Genomic DNA, 24,586 nt, shown 5'->3' on the forward strand with positions numbered 1-24,586 from the left:
ACCCAGCGGCTGTTGCTGTCGTTGGCGCGCGCCTGGGCGCGACGGGCTTTATCGGGGAATGCCTGTCGCGCCCAGGCGCGCTTCTACGTGTTGCTGTCGACTGTCGGGTGCACTCAGCCGCGCAGGCGTTCCAACTGCGCCTGCAATGCGGTCACCTTCGATTGCAGCGCGGCATTTTCGTTTTCCAGTTCGGTGACGCGGCGCTGCAGGGCCTTGATGTCGCGGCGTTCGGCTTCGCCACCTTCGGCTTCGTCGGCCTTGGGCTTGCGCTTGGCGTCGCGCACGCGCTTGGCGGCCTGTTTGAGCTCGGCCTTGCCGGCCTGCGCGGCGGCGCGTTGTTCGTCCTCGGACAGCGTGGCCACCGCAGCGGCGGCGCTGATCGAAATCTCGCCCGCCTTGACCGCCTGCACCACTTCCGGCGCGGCCTGCTTATGGATGCGTTCGATCATCACCACCTGGTTGCTGCTCAGGCGCGCTTCGCGTGCCAGCTCGGCACGGCTCACCGGGCTGGCGCTTTCTTCCCACGGCGGACTGTCGTTGTCGTCAGCGGCGTGTGCGCTGCTCTGGTCCAGGCCAGTGTCGGCCTGGTCGTCGTCCACGGCCGGCGCTTCGGCAGCGGCGTCGGCGTCGCGCTGGCTGCGTTGGCGCGCGGCCAGGATCTCGCGCTTGCGCAACGCCAGTACGCCACGCTGGAAGTCGGACACGCTGCGCCGGCCCAGGTGCTGTTCGATCATCCACAGGTGCACGTCCTGCATGGACTGGAAGCGCGGGTTCTGCACCGTCTGGAACGGCAGGCCGTGCTTCTGGCAGAGACCGTAGCGGTTGTGGCCATCCACCAGCACATCGCCCCACAGCACCAACGCATCGCGGCACCCTTCGGCCAGCAGGCTGCGTTCCAGCGCCTCGTGTTCGTCGGGCGTCAGCGGGTCGATATAGGCCTTGAGTTCTTCTTTGACAACGATGTTCATACGGCAACTGCTGGGGTACGGGGCGGGCATTGTAGTGAGCCTGCCCCGGCTTTGCGCGCTTGACGGGTGCCTGCATGCGTGACACGCGGGCGCCCGTCGCCAGCGCAGTTTGTGGTCATCCGTGGCCAGCCGGGCTTAGTCCACCTGGCGAAGAATCTTGCCTAGCGTCTCCACCATCTGCCCGATCTGCTCCGGGGTGACGATCAGCGGCGGTGACAGTGCGATGACATCGCCGGTGACGCGCACCAGCAGGCCGCCCTCGTGGAAACAGCGCTCGAAGACGTCGTAACCGCGCGCGCCCGGGGCGCCGTCGCGTGGTGCCAGTTCGATCGCGCCGATCAGGCCGATGTTGCGGATGTCGATCACATGCGGCGAGCCGCGCAGGCCGTGCAATGCGTCTTCCCACTGCGGGCCAAGCGTGATCGCGCGCGTGAACAGTTCTTCTTCGGCATAGGTGTCCAGCGTGGCGATCGCCGCTGCACAGGCCAGCGGATGGCCGGAATAGGTGTAGCCGTGAAAGAGCTCGATCGCGTTTTGCGGCCCGTGCATGAAGGCATCGTGGATCGCATCGGCCACCAGCACCGCGCCCATCGGCACGGTGCCGCTGGTCAGGCCCTTGGCGGCGGTGATGATGTCCGGGGTGACGCCGAAGCGCTGTGCGGCGAAGGCGTCGCCCACGCGGCCGAAGCCGGTGATCACCTCGTCGAACACCAATACAATGCCGTGGCGGTCGCAGATGGCGCGCAACCGCTGCAGGTAGCCCTCCGGCGGCAGGATCACGCCGGCCGAACCGGACACCGGTTCGACGAAAACCGCCGCGATGGTGGACGCATCGTGCAAGGTGATCAGCCGTTCCAGATCGTCGGCCAGTTCCGCGCCATGCACAGGCAGCCCGCGCGCGTAGGCGTTGTGCTGCAGATCCAGCGTATGCGGCAAATGGTCGGTGCCGGCCAGCAATGGGCCGAACCACTTGCGGTTGTTGGGCAGCCCGCCGATCGACATGCCGCCGAAGCCGACCCCGTGGTAGGCCTTCTCGCGACCGATGAAGCGGGTGCGCTGGCCTTCGCCGCGCAGCCGGTGGTAGGCAAGCACGATCTTCATCGCGCTATCCACCGCTTCCGAGCCGGAGTTGGTGAAGAACACATGGCCCAGGCCCGGCGGGGCGATTGCGGCCAATCGCTGCGCCAGCACGAAGGGCAGCGGCGAGCCCATCTGGAAGGTCGGCGCGAAATCCAGCGTGCCGGCCTGGTCGCGGATGGCTGCCACGATGCGCTCGCGGCTATGTCCTGCATTGCAGCACCACAGGCCTGCCGTGCCGTCCAGAATCTGGCGCCCTTGGACATCGCGGTAATACATGCCCTGCGCCGAGGCCAGCAGGCGAGGCCGTGCCTTGAACTGGCGATTGGCGGTGAACGGCATCCAGAAGGCATCCAGCTGCGTCGGTGCCTGCAGCGCATCGGCGGCATCGCTGGGAAGGTGGTCGGGCATGGCAGGCTCCGTCGTTCGGGATCGCCCGACTGTACGCAGCTGGCGCCTGGGCCGTCACCTGAGACGCCCGCAGACGCACAGCAAGCAGGCGCGTCGTGCATCCCCCGGTCGAGCGACACCAGGACCGGACCATGCCAGCACGTGCCGCAGTGCTGCGCGTACAGCCGGTGCCGGGAGCGGTTTCGCGACGCGGTTGGCGAAGTGCGGACGGACTAGTCAATTAGTCGCAGCTGCGGCCGCTAACCCCAAGGCACGCTTACGCGACATGGGTATCGGCGGCGCTTTGCAACACTGCAAGGCGCTGGAGAGCATTGCAAACAGGCAAGGATCGCCGATGATGCGCCAGACGACCGCCAGTTGGGCCTGGTCGGTGTCGCTGCCCATATCGCAACGCGTTATTTGATTGCAGCTATCAATCGTATTCGGAACGGCCGACAGGACGTCGCCATCGCCCGCCAGGCGTTGGTGGTGAGTCCTGTCAGCCGTGCTTTCGCAGTTCATCGTTGTCTTTTTGGGGGAAATGAGAATGACGCAAGGGTCCACCGTGGCGACAGCCAGCGGCGCAGACGCCGGTCTACTGTCCAAGGAGCGCATCATTGCGCGGCCGGGGTTCAATCGTTGGTTGGTACCGCCGGCGGCATTGGCGATCCACCTGTGCATCGGCATGGCTTACGGCTTCAGCGTGTTCTGGCTGCCGTTGTCCAAGGCGCTGGGCATCACCGAGTCGATCGCGTGCCCGGCCGATATGGGCCTGTTCGCGCGCATGGTGGCCACCACCTGCGACTGGAAGATCAGCGAACTGCAGTGGATGTACACGCTGTTCTTCGTGTTGCTGGGTTGCTCGGCAGCAATCTGGGGCGGCTGGCTGGAACGGGCCGGCCCGCGCAAGGCCGGCGTGGTCTCGGCGCTGTGCTGGTGCGGTGGGCTGGTGATCTCGGCGGTGGGCATCCACTTCCATCAGATCTGGATGCTGTGGCTGGGCTCGGGTGTGATCGGCGGCATCGGCCTGGGTCTGGGCTACATCTCGCCGGTGTCGACCTTGATCAAGTGGTTCCCGGACCGTCGCGGTATGGCGACGGGCATGGCGATCATGGGCTTTGGCGGCGGCGCGATGATCGGCAGCCCGTTGGCCGATGCGCTGATGCGCCATTTCGCGACCCCCACCTCGGTGGGCGTGATGGAAACCTTCCTGGTGATGGCGGCGCTGTACTTCGTCTTCATGATGGCAGGCGCGTTCGGTTATCGCGTGCCGCCGAGCGGCTGGACCCCGGCCGGCTGGACCGCGCCGGTGGCCAGCAGCAATGCCATGATCACCGCCAACCACGTGCACGTGAAAAAGGTCTGGGGCATCCCCCAGTTCTGGTTGCTGTGGGGCGTGTTGTGCCTGAACGTCTCGGCCGGTATTGGTGTGATCGGCATGTCCTCGCCGATGTTGCAGGAAGTGTTCGGTGGCCGTCTGATCGGCGTGGATGTGGGCTTCGCCAGCCTGGATCCGACCCAACTGGCCAGCATCGCGGCCATCGCGGCCGGCTTCACCGGGTTGCTCAGCCTGTTCAACATCGGCGGCCGGTTCTTCTGGGCCAGCATGTCCGACAAGCTCGGCCGCAAGAACACCTATACGTTGTTCTTCGTACTGGGCATCTGCCTGTACGCAGCGGCTCCGTCGGCTGGCGGCATCGGCGGCATCGCGCTGTTCGCGGGCATCTTCTGCATCATCCTGTCGATGTACGGCGGCGGCTTCGCCACCATTCCGGCGTATCTGGCCGACCTGTTCGGTACCCAGATGGTCGGTGCCATCCACGGCCGGTTGCTGACCGCCTGGGCGACCGCCGGCATCCTGGGCCCGGTGGTGGTGGGTTACATGCGCGAATACCAGCTGGCCCATGGCAGCCCGCCGTCACAGGTCTACAACACCACCATGTACATCCTTGCCGGCATGCTCGTGCTTGGCCTGATCTGCAATCTGTTGGTGCGCCCGGTGGCCGCGCGTCACTTCATGACGCCCGACGAACTGGCACGCGAAAAGCAGCTGGCGCACGAAAAGGTCGACCGCACCGGGCACGGGGTGATTCCACCGGAACAAATGGCACGCATCGGTCATGGCGGCAATCCCGTCCTGGTCGCGTTTGCATGGCTGGCGGTGGGTATCCCGATGCTGTTCGGTATCTGGGTCACGCTGCAAAAAGCCTTCGTGCTGTTCCATTGAGATGAGATGACCAGTCCGTCTTCCCGCTCCGTGCGTCCCGGCAGTGTGGTGCGCACGGTCCGTCGCCATCGCGGCGGCCGCAGCGCCACGGTGCAGGATATGGTGGCGGCCGAAATGCCGGTCGCCTTCATCTACAACGGCGTGCCGTTCGCGGTGATGATGGCCACGCCGGAGGACCTGGAGGATTTCGCACTCGGGTTCTCGTTGAGCGAAGGCATCGTCGATCACGCGCAGGACTTGCGCGTGATCGCGGTGGAGACGTTTCTGGAAGGCGCTTCGCTGCAGATCGAAATTCCGCCCGAGCGGGCAGCCGCGTTGCACCAGCGGCGGCGCAATCTGGACGGGCGCAGCGGTTGCGGGGTGTGCGGCAACGAGTCCATCGAAGCGGTGCTGCGTGTGCCGCCGGTGCTGCAATCGTCCCTGCAGATCGACGTGGATGCCTTGGCGCATGCGTTGGATGCGCTGCACGCACGGCAGCCCATCGCCGCGCAGACCGGCGCCGTGCACGCCGCCGGTTGGGCCGATGCGCAGGGCAATGTGCAGCTGGTCCGCGAAGACGTGGGCCGGCATAACGCCTTGGATAAAGTGATCGGTGCATTGGCGCGCGCGCGCATCGATGCATCGCACGGGTTTGCGGTGGTCACCAGCCGCGCCAGCTTTGAGATGGCCATGAAAGCCGCGCAGGCCCGAATTCCGCTGCTCGCAGCGATTTCGGCACCTACGGCGCTGGCGATCAGCCTGGCCGAAAGTGCGGGACTGACCCTGATCGGGTTTGCCCGCGATCACGATTGTGTCGTTTACAGCCATCCGCAGCGCCTGGATCTGGGCGTTGCCGTGGGAGAGCCCGCATGAGCAAGAAAACCATCAAGCAGTACGACAATCCCGCGGGCGGCTGGGGCGCATTGCGCTCGGTGGCCAAGCACCTGATGGAACAGGACATCGTCGTGCAGGGCGCCAAGACGCTGCTGCACGCCAACCAGCCGGACGGCTTCGACTGCCCCGGTTGCGCCTGGCCGGATCGCGACCATACGTCCACCTTCGAATTCTGCGAAAACGGCGCCAAGGCCGTGGCGGCCGAGTCCACCGCACGTCGCGCCGGGCCGGAGCTGTTCGCTTCGCACACCGTCAGCCTGCTGTCGCAATACAGCGACTACTGGCTGGAAGGGCAGGGTCGACTGACCCACCCGATGCGCTACGACGCTGCGAGCGATCACTACGTGCCGGTGAGCTGGGACGATGCCTTTGCGCAGATCGCGCGGCATCTCAATGGCCTGGTAACGCCGGATGAGGCGATCTTCTACACCTCCGGGCGTACCAGCAACGAGGCAGCGTTCTTGTATCAGTTGTTCGTGCGCGAGTTCGGCACCAACAACTTCCCCGATTGCTCCAACATGTGCCACGAGCCCTCCGGCACGGCGCTGCGTTCGCAGATCGGCGTGGGCAAGGGCACGGTGTCGCTGCACGATTTCGAGCTGGCCGACGCCATCTTCATCTTCGGGCAGAACCCGGGCACCAATCACCCGCGGATGCTGGGCGAGTTGCGTCAGGCGTCCAAGCGCGGTGCGGCGATTGCGGCGTTCAACCCGCTGCGCGAGCGCGGGCTGGAAAAGTTCGCCGACCCGCAGGACAAGCTGGAGATGTTGCACAACGGTTCCACGCGCATCGCTTCGGATTATTTCCAGCTCAAGATCGGCGGCGACCTGGCTGCGGTGAAGGGCATCATCAAGCATGTGCTGGAGCGCGACGCGCAGGCGCAGCGCGATGGTACGCCGCGCTTGCTGGACCTGGAGTTCATCCAGGCGCACACCGCCAATTTCGAGGCCTTCGCTGCCGACGTGCATGCGGAAAGCTGGGGCACCATCGTCGAAGAATCCGGGCTGGACGAAACTGCGCTGCGCAAAGCCGGCGAGATCTATCTCAATGCCGAGCGCGTGATTGCCTGCTGGGGCATGGGGATCACCCAGCACAAGCATTCGGTGGCGACCATCCACATGATCACCAACCTGCTGCTGCTGCGCGGCAACCTGGGCCGTCCCGGCGCGGGCGTCTGCCCGGTGCGCGGGCACAGCAACGTGCAGGGCGACCGCACGATGATGATCTATGAAAAGCCGCCGGCCGCGTTCCTGGACAAGCTGCAATCGGTGTTCGGTTTCGCGCCGCCACGCGCAGACGGGTTCGATACCGTGGGTGCGATCGAGGCGATGCTGGATGGGCGCGGCAAGGTGTTCTTCGCGATGGGTGGCAACTTTGCTGCCGCCACGCCGGATACCGATGCCACGCACCGCGCGTTGCGCAACTGCGAATTGACCGTGCATGTCACCACCAAGCTCAATCGCAGCCACTTGGTGCATGGGCGCGATGCGTTGATCCTGCCGTGTTTGGGGCGCACCGAGATCGACATCCAGGATGCCGGCTCGCAAGGCGTGACGGTGGAAGATTCGATGAGCATGGTGCACCTGTCGGCCGGCATCAATCCGCCGGCCTCGCCGGACCTGCTGTCGGAGCCGGCGATCGTGGCGCGCATGGCCGAAGCCACGTTGGGCGCACGCAGCGCGATCCGCTGGCGTTGGCTGGTAGGCGATTACGACCGCGTGCGCGATCTCATCGCGCAGGTGTTCCCGGACTTTGCCGGTTTCAACGAGCGCGTGCGTACGCCGGGTGGGTTCCGTCTGTCCAACACCGCCCGCGATCGCCAGTGGGTGACGCCGGAACAACGCGCGGTGTTCAAGCCGCATGCGGTGCCCACCGACAACCCCATCCATCGCGCGCGTCGTGGCCACGCCGAGCAGATGGTGTTTACGCTGGCCACCACGCGTTCGCACGATCAATACAACACCACCATTTATGGGTTGGACGACCGCTATCGCGGCGTGTTCGGCGAGCGCCGTGTGCTGTTCATCAATGGGGCGGACATCGCGGCATTGAACATGAAGGCGGGCGATTGGGTTGACCTGGAAAGCCTGTGCGAGGACGGCGTGCGCCGCGAGGCGCGGCGTTTCCTATTGGTGGACTACAACATCCCGCGCGGCTGCCTGGCCGCGTACTACCCAGAAACCAACGCGCTGGTGCCGTTGTCCAGTTTCGCCGACGAGGCGCGTACGCCGACCTCCAAGTCGATTCCGGTGATCGTGCTGCCGCACCGCGCCGAAACCGCTGATGCGGCACCGCGCGATATCGGAGCGGTGCTTGTCCGCTGATCCACAGCTCACCGTGCAGCTGCTGCGTGTGCTTGCCGACGCGCCCGATGGCGTGTCGCTGGCGCGGCTATGCAAGCACCTGGGCGTGCGGATGAGCGTGCTGCTGCGCACGCTCGCCTGGTTGGGGACGGCGAACCTGGACGGTCAACCGGGTCCGGATTGGGTGCGCGTGGAAGATCGCGGCGAGCGGCAATGTGCGGTGCTGACGCCAGTTGGTTTGGCCGAGCATGCGCGGCAAGCCGCGGCGCAGGCGCCGTAGGGCGGCTGCGCGAGTCATTGCCGCTTTGATGAGGATCTGGCGGTCTACGGATTTGGCATCCATTGACGGGCGAAGGTCGAAAGCTTCGACGGTCGAGTGCGCGGTGTGCTTGTTGAAAAGCGGGGGGCAGCGTGTCGCTGCTTGCCTTATTGGAAGCTTTGCAGACCGACCAACTCAACTGTTCCTTGCCCGCCCACCGTCGCGGGATCCGTGGCGGCATGGATGCCGCCACGGAGCCACAAGGACGTACGTGCGGCGTGTCCTGCGATGGTGGGCGGGCAAGGCCCTGCAGCAAACGCGAAGGCCCCACACCTTGCAGGCTGAGCAGTAGACGATCTCCGGTTACGATTTGCCTGACACTGCTGCGAACATCTGGTTCAAGACGAGTGGGACACGATCTACAGCACCGTCAGTCACGCCTGTAACTTTTCACCACCCGGTTCGCCTACGCAAAGCAGTGCTGTGATCTGCCAGAATCGGCCGTCTTGTTTTTTGGATGTCGATCAACGATGACTGCCGCCGCGCCGCTCGCCACACCCACCAATTCACCCGCGCGCGTGCTGTTCGCCAGCCTGATCGGCACCACCATCGAGTTCTTCGATTTCTATATCTACGCCACCGCCGCAGTGCTGGTGTTCCCCACGCTGTTCTTTCCCGCCGGCGATGGCAGTGCGGCGATGCTGCAGTCGTTGGCCACCTTTGCGGTGGCGTTTGTCGCGCGGCCGGTGGGATCGGCGGTGTTCGGTCACTTCGGCGACCGGGTAGGGCGCAAGGCCACGCTGGTGGCGGCGCTGCTAACGATGGGGTTGTCCACCGTGGCGATCGGCCTGCTGCCCAGTTACGCGCAGATCGGTGTATTTGCGCCCGCATTGCTGGCGCTGTGTCGCTTCGGCCAGGGGTTGGGGCTGGGCGGCGAATGGGGCGGGGCCGTGCTGCTGGCCACCGAGAACGCGCCGCCGGGCAAGCGCGTGTGGTACGGCATGTTTCCGCAACTGGGCGCGCCGCTGGGGTTTTTGTTGTCCACTGGCACCTTTCTGGGCATGGGCGCAGTGCTGGACGATGCGCAGTTCATGCAGTGGGGCTGGCGCGTGCCGTTTTTGGCCAGTGCCTTGCTCGTACTGACGGGGCTGTGGGTACGCCTGAGCATCACCGAGACGCCAGATTTCCAGAGGACGCTGGACCGCAAGACGCGTGTCAGGCTGCCGCTGGGCACCGTGGTCTGGCAGCATTGGCCGGCACTGATCGTCGGCACGCTGGGCGCGTTCGCCACCTTCGTGCTGTTTTATCTGATGACGGTCTTTGCACTGGGCTATGGCACCAAGACGCTGGGTTACGACAAGGAACAATTCCTGTTGTTGCAGATGGCCGGCATCGTGTTTTTTGCGCTGGGCATTCCGTTGTCGGCCAAGTTTGGCGACCGGCACGGCGCGCCGCTGGCGATGATGCTGGCCAGCATCGCCATCGTGGCATTCGGCCTGGCGTTTGCGCCGCTGTTTCAGGCCAGCCACCCGTTGCAGGTGCTGGCGTTCCTGTCGCTAGGGTTTTTCTTCATGGGCCTGACCTATGGTCCCTGCGGCACGCTGCTGGCCGAGCTGTATCCCACCGAGGTGCGCTACACCGGCGCGTCGCTGTCGTTCAATCTGGCCAGCATCTTGGGTGCGGCGCCGGCGCCCTACGTGGCCACGCAACTGGCGGCCAGTTACGGCGTGCAATCGGTGGGGTATTACCTGGGCGGGGCGGCGGTGCTGAGCCTGGTCGCGCTGGTAGTGGCGCGGCGCTGGCGTCGCTGACCGGAGATCGCGACGGTTTATGGAGTGTCCGGATCGTGCAGCAGCACGGCGGCGCACGATGACGCGATACCAGGCACGCCTCAGTGCGCTGCCGCAGCGCCGTGCTGCTGATCTGGCTTCTAGCCGAAGATCCGCTTGAGCGTGCGGCCCAGCCAGCCACCGTGCTGATGGGTGCGCGAAAACCGGTCCAGGTGTGCGATCACCTGCGGTGCGTAGGCCTGATCGTCGCCGCGAATATGGTTGAACAGCCAGCGCGAGAGCATGTTGCGCAGCTCGTCGCTGACGTCTTCGCCGGCCTGGAAGCGCAGGCGGTATTCGCCGACCCGTTTGCCGAATACCGCGTGCACGCGCTGGTGCGCCTGGCTGAAGGGATAGCCCGCTTCCTGCATCAATTCTTCTTCGAAGGCGAAGTGCGAGAGCGTGTAATCGATCAGTTCGTTGATCACCTCCGCCACTGCCAGTTGCTGCAGACTGGTCTGCGCAACATGCAGCTGATTGATCATGTCCACAATGCGCCGGTGGTGATGATCGATCACCTCGATCCCGGTGTTGAGGTCGTCCTGCCAGACCAGCAGTGCCATCGAAGTACCTTGCCCAATGCGATGGGCATACGGTAAGCCGCGCGCGCCGGCCGGGCGTTGATCTGGATCAAGGCAGGTCGGCAGGCGCGTCATCCGCACGCGCCGCTTGGGCCTGCAGACGATGCGGGATCAGCTTGCCAGACGCACCTGGTTACGGCCGCCGGCCTTGGCCAGATACAGGTGCTTGTCCGCTTCGTTCAGCAGGTAATGCAGCGACTGGTCGCTTTCGCTGGCGATGCATACGCCGATGCTCACCGTCATGCTCAACGTCTCGTCTCCCACGCGCACGCGCAGGGCGCTGATGCGTTCGCGCAGGGTTTCGAAATAGCTGGTGGCGTTGGCGGCATCCAGCCCGGGCACCAACAGGCAGAATTCTTCGCCACCGAAGCGTGCGACCAGATCTTGCGGCCGCGCATGCCCGGACACCGACGCGGCCACCGCACGCAACGCTTGGTCGCCGGCTTCGTGGCCCCAGGTGTCGTTGATGTGCTTGAAATGGTCGATATCCACCATCGCGGCGGTCACCGTCTGGTCCTCCAACAACAGCTTTGGAATGACCCGTTGGCTCTGTTCCAGAAAATAGCGCCGGTTGGGCAGGCCGGTGAGGAAGTCGCGGGTGGCAAGATCCTGCAGCGTGCCGATCAGTTCCAACTGGTCCACGTTCTGCGACACGCGGCAGAAGAATTCTTCGCGCGAAAAGGGTTTGCGCAGGAAGTCGTTGGCGCCGTTCTTCAGGAAACGCGGGATCAGCGACGAATCGCTGTTGCCGGAGATGCCGATCACCGCCACCTTGTCGCGCGAGCGGATCGCGCGCAGCCGGCGGGTGAATTCCACGCCATCCATTCCAGGCATTTCCTGGTCGACGATGGTCAGGCGAATGTCGGGGTCGCGTTCGATCGCGTCCAGCCCGGCAGCGCCGTCGGCCGCCAGCACCACGCGGTAGCCGTACATCGACAGCAGGGCGCCGGCATAGGTGCGTGCCGACAGCGAGTCGTCCACCACCAGGGCGGCGATCCGGCGATTGCGCTCCAGGCGCTGCACCAGCCATGCCAGGTACTCGATGCTGCCCGGTGCATTTTTCAGCACGTAATCGATGATCTGCTGCTGCAGCACGCGCTGGCGCAGGTCTTCGTCGTACACGCCGCTGACCACCACGGTGGGCAGTTTGCGCGAGAGAAAGAATTCCACGACCTTGTCGCGGTCGCCGTCGACCAGCACCAGGCCGGTGAGGACCAGAAACCAGCCGTCCTCTTCGTCCAATACACGCGCCGCTTCGGCCAGGGTAGAGACGACCGTGACCGGGAGTTCCACGCGTTGCTCGATGGCTTCGCGCAGCATGCTGGTGAACGTGCGCGAGTTCTCCACCAACAGCACCCGCTGCGGTAGGACTGCACTTTCACTATTGCGATGTAGGGTACCTGGGGACATCGGCTGGCCGTCTGGATCGAACCGTCAGGTCAGCTAACGGCCCTGCTCGCCAAAACTTGAGCACCACGTTCCAAAGCGTGGCGGTCACCACAGCGCATCGCGCAGCCGATACCAGCTCATCGCCGCCACCAGCAGCGGGGTCCGCAGCCGCTGCCCGCCAGGGAACGGGCGATGGCCGATGCGTTCGAACACGTCCAGGCGCCGGCTCTGGCCGGCGATGGCCTCGGCAATCACCTGGCCGGCCAGGCCGGTGGCAGCCACGCCATGTCCGGAAAAGCCCTGTGCGAAGTACAGGTTGGGCGCCAGCCGGCCCCAGTGCGGTGCACGGTTGCGCGAGATGTCCACGTAGCCGCCCCACAGCGTTTCCAGCGGCACAGCGTGCAGCTGCGGGAATACCGTGTGCATGCGCCGGGTCATCAGGCGCTGCAAGCCCGCAGGCGGACGCGAGGAGTAACTGGCACGCCCGCCGAACAGCAGGCGGTGATCGGCACTGAGCCGATAGTAATCCAGTGCCCAGTTGGTATCGGCTACCGCCATGTCGTTGGCGATCAGGGCGCGCGCACGCGCTTGTCCCAATGGCGGCGTGGCGCCGACATAGGTGCCGACCGGCATGATGCGCTGCTCCAGGGGCGGGGCGATGCCGTGCAGCAGCGCATTGCCGGCGATCACGCCGAACGCGGCGGTCACGCTGCCGTGGGCGGTATGCATCACCACGCGCGCCCCGGGTTGCTGCCTGGTCACGGCCGAATCTTCGTAGATGCGCACGCCGGCGGCCAGCGCGGCCCGTGCCAGGCCCAATGCATAGGCCAGCGGATGCAGATGGCCGCTGGCGGGGTCGAACATGGCCCCCAGGTACAGCGGGCTGTCCAGCATTTGGCGGGTGCGTGCGCGGTCCCACCACTGCAGCGGGTAGTCGTAGCGTTCGGCCATGCGCACGATGCCGTGCTGCAGCGCCCGTACCTGACGCGGCTTCAGCGGCACATGCGCGTGGCCGTCGCGCCAGTCGCAGGCGATGGCATGGCCGGCGATGCGTGCGCGCAGCAGGCGCATGCCGTCGCGCGAGAAATCGAACAACAGGCGAGCATCGTCGTTGCCGACCAGCGCTTCCAGCGTTTCCTGCTCGCACCCGTAGCCAACGATGGCCTGGCCGCCATTGCGCCCCGACGCGCCCCAGCCCACACGCCGGGCTTCCAGCACGGTGACGGCGTAACCGGCCTCGGCCAGCGCCAGCGCAGCGGTGAGGCCGGTATAGCCACCGCCGAGAATGCAGACGTCGGCGTGCTCGGCGCCTTGCAGGCGCGGTTGTTGGGGTAGGGCTGGCGTGCTGCGTGCGTACCAGCTGTCCGGATACCCGTTGCCCGGCGAGTTGCTGTGCGGCAGTGGCGCGTGCGGGCGAGCCATCACACGGTGCGCAGGTACCGCGCGTAATCCAGGTCCGGTACCTGCGCCTGGTAGTCGAGCAGCTCGCGTCGTTTCTGCTGGCCGAATACGTGCTGGAACTGCGTGCCGAACTGCTCGCCGATGAAGTCGCTGCCGAGGAACGCATCCACCGCGCCTTGCCAGCTGCGTGGGGCGAACGCCGAGTGTGCGTACGCATTGCCGGTGACCGGCGCGGTGGGTTCGGCTAGCTGCCGCAGGCCGTCCAGCATCGCGGCCAGCACGGCTGCAGCGGCCAGATATGGGTTGGCATCGGCGCCGGCAATGCGGTGTTCGATGCGGGTGTTGTGCGCTTCGCTGTGCGGGATGCGCAGTGCCACGGTACGGTTGTTGAAGCCCCAGCTCGCATCCAGCGGCACGAACGCATTGCTGACGAAGCGGCGATAGCTGTTGGCATGCGGGGCGAATATCAAGAGCGAGGCATCTGCATGCCGCTGTAGCCCGGCGATGGCGTGGCGTAGCGACTGCGCAGGCGCGTCGGCGGCGCTGGCCAGCACGTTGTGCCCGGCGGCATCGAGCAGGCTCACATGCACATGCAAACCGCTGCCGGCCTGGCCGGGGAAAGGCTTGGCCATGAAACTGGCCAGCTTGCCCTGCTGCTGCGCAATGGCCTTGATGGTGCGCTTGAGCAGAACCGCCTCGTCGCAGGCGGCCACCGCATCGGCACGGTGTTGCAGATTGATTTCGAACTGGCCGGGTGCATACTCGGCCACGGCGGTGTCGGCCGGAATGCCTTGCTGTCTGCAAGCGACAGTGACCGCATCGGTGAAGTCACGCTGGTCGTCCAGATCCTGCAGCGAATATACCTGCGTGCTGTCGCTGCGTTCGCCGGTGATCGGGTCGCGCGGGGTTTGCGGGCGCCCCTGCGCATCGGCCACCACATCGAACAGATAGAACTCAAGCTCTACGGCGATGACCGGGGTCAGGCCGAGTGCGCCAAACCCCTGCAGCACGCGCTGCAACACCGCCCGCGGGGCGACTTCGAACAGCCCGCCTTCGGGTGTGTGCATCGCCAGCAACAGCTGCGCCATCGGCCGTGGCGCCCAGGGCACCGGTCGTAGCGAGCCTTCGATCGGCCGGCAGATGCGGTCGGCGTCGCCGATCGCGTAGCCAAGACCGGTTTCTTCCACGGTGTTGCCGGTGATGTCGGTGGCGATCAGCGACATCGGCAGGCACACGCCGTCGCGATACACCTTGCTCAGCGCATCGGCGGTTACGCGCTTGCCGCGCAGCACGCCATTGGTGTCGGGCAATAACAGATCGACAGACTCGCACCCGGCGATGCGAGAGAGGGTGTGGGCATCGGCAGCGGGCAGGGACGCGACGGAAGTCTCGGAAGCCATGGGCAACACCTGCGAAGTCGCCGCGCAGCGTAGCAAAGCGCGCGTGAGCAATCGCAAGCGCACTGGCGCGCCTGGCAATGCCGGCGATGGCGCGGTAACTTCGACCGTATCGACGTTCCACCCAACGCATCGGATCTTTGCGCATGGCTGTCGTTCCGCTGGTCGGCCTGCCGACCGATCGAATCCTGCAAGGGCCTCATCCGTTCCTGGCCGCCGGCGAGAAGTACATCCGCGCGGTGGTCGAGGCGGCCGGTGCGATGCCGGTGCTGTTGCCCAGCCTGCAGCCGGCATTGGATGCGGGCGCGTGGCTGGAGCGGCTGGATGGGCTGCTGTTGACCGGAGCGGTCAGCAATGTGGAGCCGCATCACTACAGCGACGAGCCCAGTTGGGAAGGCAACCCGCACGACCCGGCGCGCGATGCCACCAGCCTCGGGCTGATCCCGCAGGCGCTTGCGCGTGGCCTGCCGGTGCTGGCGATCTGCCGCGGGCTGCAGGAAGCCAACGTGGCCTTGGGCGGGCGCCTGCATCAGCGCGTGCACGACGTGCCCGGCATGGCCGATCACCGGGAGGACCCGGGCACACCGATAGACACGCAATACGGTCCGGCGCATGTGGTGCACCTGCATCCCGGCGGTTGGCTGGCGGGCATGAGCGACAGCGCCCAGGTGTGGGTCAATTCCCTGCACGGGCAGGGAATTGCCACGCTGGCCGAGGGCTTGCTGATCGAAGCCACCGCGCCGGACGGTCTGATCGAAGCGTTCCACGGCCCCGGCCCGGGCTTTCTGCTGGCGGTGCAATGGCATCCGGAATGGCGTGTCACACAGCATCCGTTCTACCGTGCCATCTTTCAGGCCTTCGGCGAGGCCTGTCGCCAATACGCCGCGCGACGCGGCAAGTGAGGTTGCATGTCCATCCGCACACGTTCGCGCAAGACCACGTCCACGCAGCCGGAGAGCGCGCTGCGCCGCTGGCTCAAGGAGCGCAGCATCACCGAGGTGGAATGCCTGGTGCCGGACATCACCGGCAACGCCCGCGGCAAGATCATTCCCGCCGACAAGTTCTCGCACGATTACGGCACGCGCCTGCCGGAAGGCATCTTCGCCACTACCGTGACCGGCGATTTCCCGGACGATTACTACGCGCTGACCTCGCCATCGGATTCGGACATGCATCTGCGCCCGGACGCCAGCACCGTGCGCATGGTGCCGTGGGCGGCAGACCCCACCGCGCAGGTCATCCACGACTGCTATACCAAGGATGGCCAGCCGCACGAACTTGCCCCGCGCAACGTGCTGCGCCGCGTGCTGGATGCCTATGCCCAGGCCGAGCTGCAACCGGTGGTGGCGCCAGAGCTGGAATTCTTCCTGGTGCAGAAAAACACCGACCCCGACTTCCCGCTGTTGCCGCCGGCCGGGCGCTCGGGGCGGCCGGAAACGGCGCGGCAGTCGTACTCGATCGACGCAGTCAACGAGTTCGACCCCATCCTGGACCTGATGTACGACTATTGCGATGCGATGGAACTGGACGTGGACACGCTGATCCACGAATCCGGCGCCGCGCAGTTGGAAGTCAACTTCACCCATGCCGACCCGATGTCGCGCGCGGACCAGGTGTTCCTGTTCAAGCGCACCATGCGCGAAGCCGCGCTGCGGCACGGTGTGTATGCCACGTTCCTGGCCAAGCCAATGGAAACCGAGCCAGGCAGTGCGATGCATATCCACCAGAGCCTGCTGCATGCCGGCACCGGCAAGAACGTATTCAGCGGCAAGCGCGAAGGCGGTTTCAGCGATACCTTCGCGCATTATCTGGGTGGCCTGCAGAAATACATCCCGATGGCGATGGGCCTGCTGGCGCCCAACGTCAATTCTTACCGGCGGTTGATGTTCGGCGAGGTGTCGCCGAGCAATGTGCTGTGGGGCTTCGACAACCGCACCTGCGGGCTGCGCGTGCCCATCGATGTGCCGCAGAACATGCGGGTGGAAAGCCGCTTCGCCGGCTCCGACGCCAACCCGTATCTGGCCATGGCCGCGACGCTGGCCTGCGGGTTATTGGGGATCGGCGAAAAGCTCGAGCCGACCGCGCCGATCAGCAGCAATGGCAAGGAGCAAGGCTACGATTTGCCGCGCTCGCTGGGCGAGGCGCTGGATGAGCTGGAAGGCTGCCAGGCGTTGCAGGAGATGTTGGGGCGGCGGTTCGTGCGTGCGTACATCTCGGTGAAGCGAAAAGAGTACGAGACGTTTTTCCGGGTCATCAGTTCGTGGGAACGGGAGTTCCTGCTGTTGAATGTGTGAGCTGCGTGATTGAGACCCGTGCCGAGCGGTTTCCTTCTCCCGTCGGGAGAAGGTGCCCGAAGGGCGGATGAGGGCGACTTTGGCGGCAGTTGAAGTTCTCGAGGCCTACCTGTTTGCCCGGCGTGCAAGGGATTGGCCGGGCGATCTGCAAAGCCATCCACGGTCCGGCAACAGGGCCTGGGTATGCTGGTAACTCCTCATGCGCGGAGCAGGTCGTGGATCCTTCGGTGCTCAAGGCGTTGCAGCAGCTCGACGCCGCCCATCATCTGCATCCGTTCAACGACAATGCGGCGTTGGCGCAGAAGGGCACGCGCATCCTGACGCGCGGTGAGGGCGTGTACGTGTGGGATGCCGATGGCAACCAGTTGCTGGATGCGTTCGGCGGATTGTGGTGCGTCAATGTCGGCTATGGGCGCAAGGAACTGGCGCAGGCAGCGGCAAGGCAGATGGAGCAGCTGGCGTACTACAACAGCTTTTTCCAGTGCACCACCGAGCCCACCATTCAGTTGGCGGCGAAGCTGGCGGAGTTGGCGCCGGGCGATCTGAATCATGCGTTCTTCGCCAACTCCGGGTCCGAGGCCAACGACACCATCCTGCGCCTGGTGCGGCATTTCTGGGCCGTGCAGGGGCAGCCGCAAAAACGCATCTTCATCGGCCGCCATGATGGTTATCACGGCACCACCATGGCCGGCGCCAGCCTAGGAGGCATGAGGGGAATGCATCAGCAGGGCGGGTTGCCGATTGCCGATATCCACCACGTCGCACCGCCGTATCACTTCGGCGATGGCGGGGAGATGGATCCGGAGGAATACGGGTTGCTGGCGGCACGTCGTCTGGAAGACAAGATTCTGGAACTCGGCCCGGAACATGTGGCCGCTTTTATCGGCGAGCCGATCATGGGCGCGACCGGCGTCTACATCCCGCCGCGCAGTTACTGGCCGGAAATCGAGCGGATCTGCCGGCGCTACGACGTCTTGCTGGTCGCCGATGAAGTGATCTGCGGTTTCGGGCGTACTGGCGAATGGTTCGGTGCGGAGTATTTCGGCTTCCAGCCCGACGTGATGACGCTGGCCAAAGGCATCACTTCCGGCTACATCCCGTTGGCGGCAGCCATGTTCAACGACCGCGTGGCCGGTGTGCTCAAGACCCAAGGCGGCGAGCTGGCGCACGGTGGCACCTACGCCGGGCATCCGGTGTGCGCGGCGGTGGCGCTGGAAAACCTGCGCCTGCTGCAGGACGAGGGCATTGTCGAGACCGCGCGCACACAGGTTGCGCCATACCTGGCGCAGCGCTGGGCCGCGCTGGGCGAGCACCGGTTGGTCGGCGAGGCACGCATCGCCGGGCTGGTCGGGGCGCTGGAACTGGTGCCGGACAAACAGCGTCGCGGTGCGTATTTCCCAAGACGCGGGCGGGTAGGGGCGATGTGTCGCGATTTCGCGCTGCGCCGCGGTCTGATCCTACGCGCGACCTACGATGCCATGCTGCTGTCGCCGCCGTTGATCATCACCCCCGCGCAGGTCGATGAATTGTTCGACAAGGCCTGGGCCGCGCTGGACGATACCGCGCAGGCGCTGGGCCGATAGCTCCCGCACAACCGGTCCCACTGCACGGCAGCGGGCCGCGACGAGGACGAGGACGAGTACGAGTACGACCAAGCATGCGCACACATCGGTGCCATCGCGGCGGCTGCCGCGCTCGCCAGCCGGCAAGGCCTCTCTGTGCCGGCCTCGCTGCGCTGGGCAAATCCGGGCGTGGTGGGTAGGCTGGGAAGAGCCCGGATTCGAGACCGGCCGCCCCATCGCGCTGCCTGGAGACCCACATGACGCTGCGACTGCTCGCCCTGACGCTGTCCATCACCCTGTTGTCCGGCTGTGGCGGCGCTGGCGCGCCCGGCAGGGCCGACGCGCAGGCCAAGGTGCTCAACGTCTACAACTATTCCGATTACATCGCCGAAGACACCATTCCCGCGTTCGAAAAGAGCACCGGCATCAAGGTGACCTACGACGTCTTCGACAGCGACGAAATGGTGGAAACCAAGTTGCTGGCCGGCGGCAGCGATTACGACGTGGTGGTGCCCACGCTGAACTTCTTCGGCCGGCAGATCCAGGCCGGCGTCTTCCTGCCGCTGGACAAGAGCAAGATCCCCAATCTGGTCAATCTGGATCCGGACGTGATGCGCCGCATCGCCGCGCAGGACCCGAACAACGCCTATGGCGTGCCGTACATGATCGGCACCACCGGCATCGGCTACAACGTCGACAAGCTCAAGGCGATCTTCGGCAACACCGATGTCGCCAACAGCTGGGATCTGGTGTTCAAGCCGGAGAATCTGTCCAAACTCAAGGACTGTGGCGTGACCATCCTGGACACGCCTTCGGACATGATTCCCATCGCGCTCAATTATCTCGGGCTCGATCCGCACAGCACCACGCCGGCCGAGATCGAAAAGGCGGCCGCGCTGATCAAGGCCATTCGCCCGTACGTGCAGAACTTCCACTCCAGCCAGTACGTCACCTCGCTGGCCAACGGCAACACCTGCCTGGCGGTGGGCTGGTCCGGCGACATCATCCAGGCGCGCGACCGTGCCGTGGAAGCCGGCAACAACATCAAGGTGGCCTACGCCATTCCGAAGGAAGGTGCGCCGCAATGGTTCGACATGCTGGCCATTCCCAAGGATGCCAAGCACCCGGACAACGCCTACGCCTTCATCAATTATCTGTTGAAGCCGGACGTGGCCGCCGCCAATACCAACTTCATCCATTACGCCAACCCGGTGCGCACCGCCACCCCGTTTGTGGATGCGGCGATCCGCAACGACCCCACCATCTACCCGCCTCCGAAGGTGACCGCCAAGATGTTCACCTACGCGATCAATCCGCCGGAAGTGGACCGGCTGTACACGCGGCTGTGGACCGAGATCAAGACCGGGCATTGACCTGCTGCGTTGCCGGTGGATGCTGCGCCCGAGCGCAGTGCTGCCTCGTGCAACGGCCCATGCCACGGGCCCGGCGCGCGGCCTAGGGGTGGCACCGTCGGGACCTGATAGGCCGATTGCCAGCTGACTGGCCCATCACGCAATCTGTACCGGGCAGTTCAAATAATTGTATGGTTGCGCCGCCACTGCCGACGCCGCCGAGACGGCCGCTGCGTGGCGCGCCTCGCCCATCACACAGGACGCATCCTTTTGAGCAACCACGACCATCAGTCCAATGACGGCCAGTCCTCGGCCACGGATGCGCAGGGCGCAGGCGCGCGCGGCGAGCAGGAGCCGCCCAAACCCTCGCCGTTGAAGAACCCCAAGGTGAAGTGGACGCTGATCCTGGTCGGGGTGCTGGTGCTGATCTTGCTGGTGGTGTGGCTGGCCTATTACCTGGTCAAGGGCCGCTACATGCAGGACACCAACAACGCCTATCTGCAGGCCGATTCGGTGGCCGTGGCACCGCGCGTCAGCGGCTACGTGACCAAGGTGCTGGTGAGCGACAACCAGATCGTGGAGGCTGGCCAGCCGCTGCTGCAGATCGACGACCGCACCTACCAGGCCACGCTGCAGCAGGCCGAAGCCGCCATTGCCGCACGCCAGGCCGATATCGTCGCGGCCACCGCCAATGTCTCCGCACAGGAATCGGCGCTGCTGCAGGCGCGCACCCAGGTCACCGCAGCTGCTGCCAGCCTCAAGTTCGCCCAGTCCGAAGTGAAGCGCTTCGCGCCGTTGGCCGCCTCCGGTGCAGATACCCACGAACATCAGGAAAGCCTGCAGCACGATCTGGCACGCGCACGCGCCCAGTACGACGCCGCGCAGGCGCAGGCCAAGGCTGGCGAGAGCCAGATCCAGGCCAGCCGCGCGCAACTGGAACAGGCACAGGCCGGCGTGAAACAGGCCACCGCCGATGCCGACCAGGCGCGCGTGGCGGTGGAAGACACCCGTCTGACCAGCCGTATCCACGGCCGGGTTGGCGACAAGACCGTGCAGGTGGGCCAGTTCCTCGGCGCCGGCACCCGCACCATGACCATCGTGCCGCAGGAATCGCTGTATCTGGTTGCCAATTTCAAGGAAACCCAGGTCGGCCTGATGCGTCCCGGCCAGCCGGCCGAGATCGAGGTCGATGCGCTTTCGGGCGTAAAACTGCACGGCAAAGTCGAGAGCCTGTCGCCGGGCACCGGCTCGCAGTTCGCGTTGCTGCCGCCGGAAGATCGAGGTCGATGCGCTTTCGGGCGTAAAACTGCACGGCAAAGTCGAGAGCCTGTCGCCGGGCACCGGCTCGCAGTTCGCGTTGCTGCCGCCGGAAAATGCCACTGGCAATTTCACCAAGGTGGTCCAGCGCGTGCCGGTGCGCATCCGTGTGCTGGCCGGTGACGAGGCGCGCAAGGTGCTGGTGCCGGGCATGTCGGTGGAAGTCACTGTCGACACGCGCTCGGCCAAGGACGCCAAGCAGCGTGCCGAACAAGAATCCGACCGCGTGCAGGAGCAGGAGCGCGCGCGATGAGTGCAGCGGCCGCCACCGGCCCGCGTGCCGGCGGCAGCGCCCAGCGCGAGAAGGCCGAGCCGGGCGCCTGGCTGGCGGTGCTGGCCGGCACCATCGGCTCGTTCATGGCGACGCTGGATATTTCCATCGTCAATGCCGCGCTGCCCACCATCCAGGGCGAGGTCGGCGCCAGCGGCACCGAAGGTACCTGGATTTCCACCGCCTACCTGGTGGCCGAGATCATCATGATCCCGCTGACCGGCTGGTTCGTGCGCACGCTGGGCCTGCGCAATTTCCTGTTGATCTGTGCGGTGATGTTCACCGCGTTCTCGGTGGTGTGCGGGCTGTCGACGTCGCTGTCGATGATGATCATCGGCCGCGTCGGACAAGGCCTGGCCGGCGGCGCCTTGATTCCGACCGCGCTGACCATCGTCGCCACGCGGTTGCCGCCCAGCCAGCAGACCATGGGCACCGCCTTGTTTGGCATGACCGTGATCATGGGTCCGGTGATCGGCCCGCTGCTCGGCGGCTGGCTGACCGAAAACGTCAGCTGGCACTACGCGTTTTTCATCAACGTGCCGATCTGCGTTGGCCTGGTCGCGTTGCTGCTGCTCGGTCTCAAACACGAAAAGGGCGACTGGGCAGGCCTGCTCAACGCCGATTGGCTGGGCATCTACGGGTTGACCGCGGGTCTGGGCGGGCTGACCGTGGTGCTGGAAGAAGGCCAGCGCGAGCGCTGGTTCGAGTCCAGCGAGATCAATACCCTGAGCCTGATTGCGTTGAGCGGATTCATTGCGCTGGTGATCAGCCAATTCCGGCGCCGCCCTCCGGTGATCCGCCTGTCGCTGCTGCTGCAGCGCAGCTTCGGCGCGGTCTTCATCATGGTCATGGCGGTGGGCATGATCCTGTTCGGCGTCATGTACATGATTCCGCAGTTCCTGGCAGTGATCTCCGGCTACAACACCGAGCAGGCCGGATACGTGCTGCTGCTGTCCGGCCTGCCGACCGTGTTGCTGATGCCGATGATGCCCAAGCTGCTGGAAACGGTGGACGTGCGCATCTTGGTCATTGCCGGGCTGATCTGCTTTGCCGCTGCCTGTTTCGTCAATCTGTCGCTCACTGCCGACACCGTGGGCACGCACTTCGTCGCCGGGCAGCTGCTGCAGGGCTGCGGCCTGGCGTTGGCGATGATGTCGCTCAACCAGGCGGCGATTTCGTCGGTGCCGCCGGAACTGGCAGGCGATGCCTCGGGCCTGTTCAATGCCGGCCGCAACCTGGGCGGCTCGGTCGGGCTGGCGCTGATCTCCACCTTTCAGGAGCGCCGCATGACCTTCCACACCGAAACCATCGGCAGTTCGATCACCGCCAACGCCAGCCGTGCGCAGGAGGCGCTGGCCGGCCTGACCGCACAGATGCAGGGCAGTGCCGGCGGCGAGGCGGCGGCCCGCTCGATCGCCCAGTTCGCCCGCGTCGTGCAACAGCAGGCCCTGGTGATGACCTATAGCGATCTGTTCTGGATCTTCGGCGTGATCGTGGTCTGCACGATTCCGCTGGCCTTTTTGCTCAAGCCGTTACCCAAGGGGGCGCACCTTGCAATGCACTGATTCCATGCGCCTGATCCGCATGCCGCTGGCTGCGGCGTTGAGTACGCTGCTGCTTGGCGGCTGCATGCTCGGCCCCAACTACACCAAGCCGCCAGCGGTTGCCGACGCGGCGATGCAAGCACCCGCCCTGCACCGCGCCAGCGGCGCGGACGTGGTTGCCGCCGCACCCCTGAATCACTGGTGGGAGGAACTGCACGATCCGCTCCTGACCCAATTGGTCGCCCAGGCATTGGCCGATAGCCCCAACCTGCGCGCGGCGCAGGCGCGGCTGCGCGCCAACCGCGCGCTGGCCCAGCAACGCCGCGCCGAACGCCTGCCCAAGCTCAACGCCAGCGCGGTGTATGCCTACGCCGAGCCGCCGCAGACCATTGTCGATACGCTCGGCGGGCTGCAACAGGGTCAACCCGGCCAGCCGCCGGCGGCCGGCAACCAGGCGTTGGATCTGGAAAAGACCGAGATTTACAGCGCCGGTTTCGATGCCAGCTGGGAGCTGGATTTCTTCGGCCGCCGCCGTCGCGCCGCCGAAGGTGCGCTGGCGCAGGCGCAGGCCTCCGAGGCCGAGCTCGCCGATGCGCAAGTGCAGCTGGCCGCCGAAGTCGGGCAGGTTTATCTCAACTACCGCGGCTTGCAGGCGCGCCTGGCCATTGCCGATGCCAACCTGGACAAGATCCGCCAGTCGCTGCAGCTGGTGCAGCAACGCCGCGGGCAGGGCGCCGCCTCGGACCTGCAGGTCGAGCAGATCGCCACCCAGGTGCAGCAACAGCAAGCCCAGCGCCTGCCGCTGGAAATGCAATCGCAGGAGGCGCTGGACCAGCTGGCATTGATGGTCGGGCGCGAGCCCGGCGCGCTGGATGCGCAGCTCAGCGCGCCGCAACCTTTGCCGATGTTGCCGACACAGGTCCGCGTGGACGATGCCGGTGCGTTGATCCGCCGGCGCCCGGACGTGCGCAAGGCCGAGCGCGAGTTGGCCGCCTCCAGCGCGCAGATCGGCGAGGCGTTGAACGGCTACTTCCCGCAGGTGAGTCTGCTGGGCGGGTTGAGCTGGGTCGCCGGCTCGCCGAGCGATTTCAATTCCGATGCGCGGACCACATTGGCGGTGCCGATGCTGCGCTGGTCGATCTTCGACTTCGGCAAGACCCGCGCGCAGGTGGAGCAGGCGCGCGCCGGCAATGCCGGTCGTACGGCGGCGTACGAAGGGACCGTGTTGGCGGCCTTGCAGGATGCCAATTCGGCCTTGGCGCGCTTCGGTTCGGCACGCAAACAATTGGTGGTCGCACGCCAGGCCGAAGCCTCGGCCACGCGTTCGGCCGGGCTGATGCAGCAACGTCGCGATGCCGGCGCCACCTCATCGATCGATCTGCTGGATGTGCAGCGCCAGCAGTTGTCGGCGCAGGACGCCGCCGCGCAGGCGCAGGTGCAGTTGCTGGTGAATTACGTGGCCCTGCAGAAGAGTCTGGGGCTGGGCTGGAGCGAACCGGCGCAGGACGCACGCTGAGACCAGCCAAGGCAATCGTTGACGCGGCAGCTCATG

General features: G+C 65.7%; 17 protein-coding genes and 1 pseudogene. 12 read left to right on the top strand and 6 right to left on the bottom strand.

The window, feature by feature from the left end; translation table 11 throughout:
• Window positions 1-113: 113 nt before the first annotated feature.
• Both EO156_RS07975 and EO156_RS07980 read right to left on the bottom strand, forming a co-directional pair.
• On the bottom strand, window positions 114-968 hold the full coding sequence (locus tag EO156_RS07975; protein ID WP_016851519.1) for a hypothetical protein: 855 nt from the start codon (window positions 966-968) through the stop codon (window positions 114-116).
• Between the two features lie 135 nt (window positions 969-1,103).
• Window positions 1,104-2,456: an aspartate aminotransferase family protein gene (locus tag EO156_RS07980; protein ID WP_005915328.1), complete on the bottom strand. Its 1,353-nt coding sequence runs from the start codon at window positions 2,454-2,456 to the stop codon at window positions 1,104-1,106.
• A gap of 526 nt (window positions 2,457-2,982) precedes the next feature.
• Here EO156_RS07980 and EO156_RS07995 point away from each other — a divergent pair.
• The 5 genes from EO156_RS07995 to EO156_RS08020 all read left to right on the top strand — a co-directional run bounded on the left by EO156_RS07995 (window position 2,983) and on the right by EO156_RS08020 (window position 9,908).
• The gene (locus EO156_RS07995; RefSeq protein WP_005915324.1) at window positions 2,983-4,662 is read left to right on the top strand and encodes an OFA family MFS transporter; all 1,680 of its coding nucleotides are present in this window, start codon (window positions 2,983-2,985) and stop codon (window positions 4,660-4,662) included.
• 6 nt (window positions 4,663-4,668) lie between these two features.
• Complete coding sequence (fdhD, locus tag EO156_RS08000; RefSeq protein WP_005915322.1) at window positions 4,669-5,514, top strand: formate dehydrogenase accessory sulfurtransferase FdhD; 846 nt, start codon at window positions 4,669-4,671, stop codon at window positions 5,512-5,514.
• Window positions 5,511-7,859 carry an FdhF/YdeP family oxidoreductase gene (locus tag EO156_RS08005; RefSeq protein WP_016851518.1) on the top strand — a complete coding sequence of 783 codons (2,349 nt, stop codon included), beginning with the start codon at window positions 5,511-5,513 and terminating at the stop codon, window positions 7,857-7,859. The genes fdhD and EO156_RS08005 overlap by 4 nt, the downstream gene beginning before the upstream one ends.
• Window positions 7,849-8,118, top strand: a complete 270-nt coding sequence (locus EO156_RS08010; protein WP_015463329.1) for a hypothetical protein — start codon at window positions 7,849-7,851, stop codon at window positions 8,116-8,118. Before EO156_RS08005 ends, EO156_RS08010 begins: the two co-directional genes overlap by 11 nt.
• 509 nt (window positions 8,119-8,627) lie before the next feature.
• Complete coding sequence (locus tag EO156_RS08020; RefSeq protein WP_005915315.1) at window positions 8,628-9,908, top strand: MFS transporter; 1,281 nt, start codon at window positions 8,628-8,630, stop codon at window positions 9,906-9,908.
• Between the two features lie 119 nt (window positions 9,909-10,027).
• On the opposite strand, the gene EO156_RS08025 is transcribed toward EO156_RS08020, so the two are convergent.
• The 4 genes from EO156_RS08025 to EO156_RS08040 form a co-directional block, all read right to left on the bottom strand.
• Window positions 10,028-10,489, bottom strand: a complete 462-nt coding sequence (locus EO156_RS08025; protein ID WP_026007303.1) for a bacteriohemerythrin — start codon at window positions 10,487-10,489, stop codon at window positions 10,028-10,030.
• Between the two features lie 129 nt (window positions 10,490-10,618).
• The gene (locus EO156_RS08030) at window positions 10,619-11,917 is read right to left on the bottom strand and encodes a diguanylate cyclase (protein ID WP_005915311.1); all 1,299 of its coding nucleotides are present in this window, start codon (window positions 11,915-11,917) and stop codon (window positions 10,619-10,621) included.
• Between the two features lie 84 nt (window positions 11,918-12,001).
• Window positions 12,002-13,321, bottom strand: a complete 1,320-nt coding sequence (locus tag EO156_RS08035; protein ID WP_016851516.1) for an FAD-dependent oxidoreductase — start codon at window positions 13,319-13,321, stop codon at window positions 12,002-12,004.
• Window positions 13,318-14,697: a glutamine synthetase family protein gene (locus tag EO156_RS08040; protein WP_016851515.1), complete on the bottom strand. Its 1,380-nt coding sequence runs from the start codon at window positions 14,695-14,697 to the stop codon at window positions 13,318-13,320. The genes EO156_RS08035 and EO156_RS08040 overlap by 4 nt, the downstream gene beginning before the upstream one ends.
• Before the next feature lie 143 nt (window positions 14,698-14,840).
• Here EO156_RS08040 and EO156_RS08045 point away from each other — a divergent pair, with 143 nt between their 5' ends.
• From EO156_RS08045 to EO156_RS08075, 7 genes and pseudogenes are all read left to right on the top strand, one after another.
• Window positions 14,841-15,596, top strand: a complete 756-nt coding sequence (locus EO156_RS08045) for a gamma-glutamyl-gamma-aminobutyrate hydrolase family protein (RefSeq protein WP_016851514.1) — start codon at window positions 14,841-14,843, stop codon at window positions 15,594-15,596.
• A 6-nt stretch (window positions 15,597-15,602) separates the two neighbouring features.
• Window positions 15,603-16,988, top strand: coding sequence for a glutamine synthetase family protein (locus EO156_RS08050; RefSeq protein ID WP_003488314.1), 1,386 nt, complete (start codon window positions 15,603-15,605; stop codon window positions 16,986-16,988).
• Window positions 16,989-17,203: 215 nt separating this feature from the next.
• Entirely contained in the window at window positions 17,204-18,571 is a 1,368-nt protein-coding gene (locus tag EO156_RS08055; RefSeq protein ID WP_016851513.1) for an aspartate aminotransferase family protein, read from the top strand.
• 236 nt (window positions 18,572-18,807) lie between these two features.
• On the top strand, window positions 18,808-19,923 hold the full coding sequence (locus EO156_RS08060; RefSeq protein ID WP_016851512.1) for a polyamine ABC transporter substrate-binding protein: 1,116 nt from the start codon (window positions 18,808-18,810) through the stop codon (window positions 19,921-19,923).
• 249 nt (window positions 19,924-20,172) lie between these two features.
• Window positions 20,173-21,472, top strand: a pseudogene (locus tag EO156_RS08065) (HlyD family secretion protein).
• Window positions 21,469-23,055: a DHA2 family efflux MFS transporter permease subunit gene (locus EO156_RS08070; protein WP_003488321.1), complete on the top strand. Its 1,587-nt coding sequence runs from the start codon at window positions 21,469-21,471 to the stop codon at window positions 23,053-23,055. Before EO156_RS08065 ends, EO156_RS08070 begins: the two are co-directional and overlap by 4 nt.
• Window positions 23,056-23,059: 4 nt before the next feature.
• On the top strand, window positions 23,060-24,550 hold the full coding sequence (locus EO156_RS08075; protein WP_003488323.1) for an efflux transporter outer membrane subunit: 1,491 nt from the start codon (window positions 23,060-23,062) through the stop codon (window positions 24,548-24,550).
• Window positions 24,551-24,586: the final 36 nt, after the last annotated feature.

The sequence above is a fragment of the Xanthomonas sp. DAR33341 genome (genome assembly GCF_003992815.1).
Classification (GTDB): domain Bacteria; phylum Pseudomonadota; class Gammaproteobacteria; order Xanthomonadales; family Xanthomonadaceae; genus Xanthomonas; species Xanthomonas cissicola.

Excerpts from the sequence above, each read along its gene's own strand:
- EO156_RS07975 (WP_016851519.1), bottom strand. The coding sequence starts at position 968 with ATGAACATCGTTGTCAAAGAAGAACTCAAGGCCTATATCGACCCGCTG.
- EO156_RS07980 (WP_005915328.1), bottom strand. The coding sequence starts at position 2,456 with ATGCCCGACCACCTTCCCAGCGATGCCGCCGATGCGCTGCAGGCACCG.
- EO156_RS07995 (WP_005915324.1), top strand. The coding sequence starts at position 2,983 with ATGACGCAAGGGTCCACCGTGGCGACAGCCAGCGGCGCAGACGCCGGT.
- fdhD (WP_005915322.1), top strand. The coding sequence starts at position 4,669 with ATGACCAGTCCGTCTTCCCGCTCCGTGCGTCCCGGCAGTGTGGTGCGC.
- EO156_RS08005 (WP_016851518.1), top strand. The coding sequence starts at position 5,511 with ATGAGCAAGAAAACCATCAAGCAGTACGACAATCCCGCGGGCGGCTGG.
- EO156_RS08020 (WP_005915315.1), top strand. The coding sequence starts at position 8,628 with ATGACTGCCGCCGCGCCGCTCGCCACACCCACCAATTCACCCGCGCGC.
- EO156_RS08025 (WP_026007303.1), bottom strand. The coding sequence starts at position 10,489 with ATGGCACTGCTGGTCTGGCAGGACGACCTCAACACCGGGATCGAGGTG.
- EO156_RS08030 (WP_005915311.1), bottom strand. The coding sequence starts at position 11,917 with ATGTCCCCAGGTACCCTACATCGCAATAGTGAAAGTGCAGTCCTACCG.
- EO156_RS08040 (WP_016851515.1), bottom strand. The coding sequence starts at position 14,697 with ATGGCTTCCGAGACTTCCGTCGCGTCCCTGCCCGCTGCCGATGCCCAC.
- EO156_RS08045 (WP_016851514.1), top strand. The coding sequence starts at position 14,841 with ATGGCTGTCGTTCCGCTGGTCGGCCTGCCGACCGATCGAATCCTGCAA.
- EO156_RS08050 (WP_003488314.1), top strand. The coding sequence starts at position 15,603 with ATGTCCATCCGCACACGTTCGCGCAAGACCACGTCCACGCAGCCGGAG.
- EO156_RS08060 (WP_016851512.1), top strand. The coding sequence starts at position 18,808 with ATGACGCTGCGACTGCTCGCCCTGACGCTGTCCATCACCCTGTTGTCC.
- EO156_RS08070 (WP_003488321.1), top strand. The coding sequence starts at position 21,469 with ATGAGTGCAGCGGCCGCCACCGGCCCGCGTGCCGGCGGCAGCGCCCAG.
- EO156_RS08075 (WP_003488323.1), top strand. The coding sequence starts at position 23,060 with ATGCGCCTGATCCGCATGCCGCTGGCTGCGGCGTTGAGTACGCTGCTG.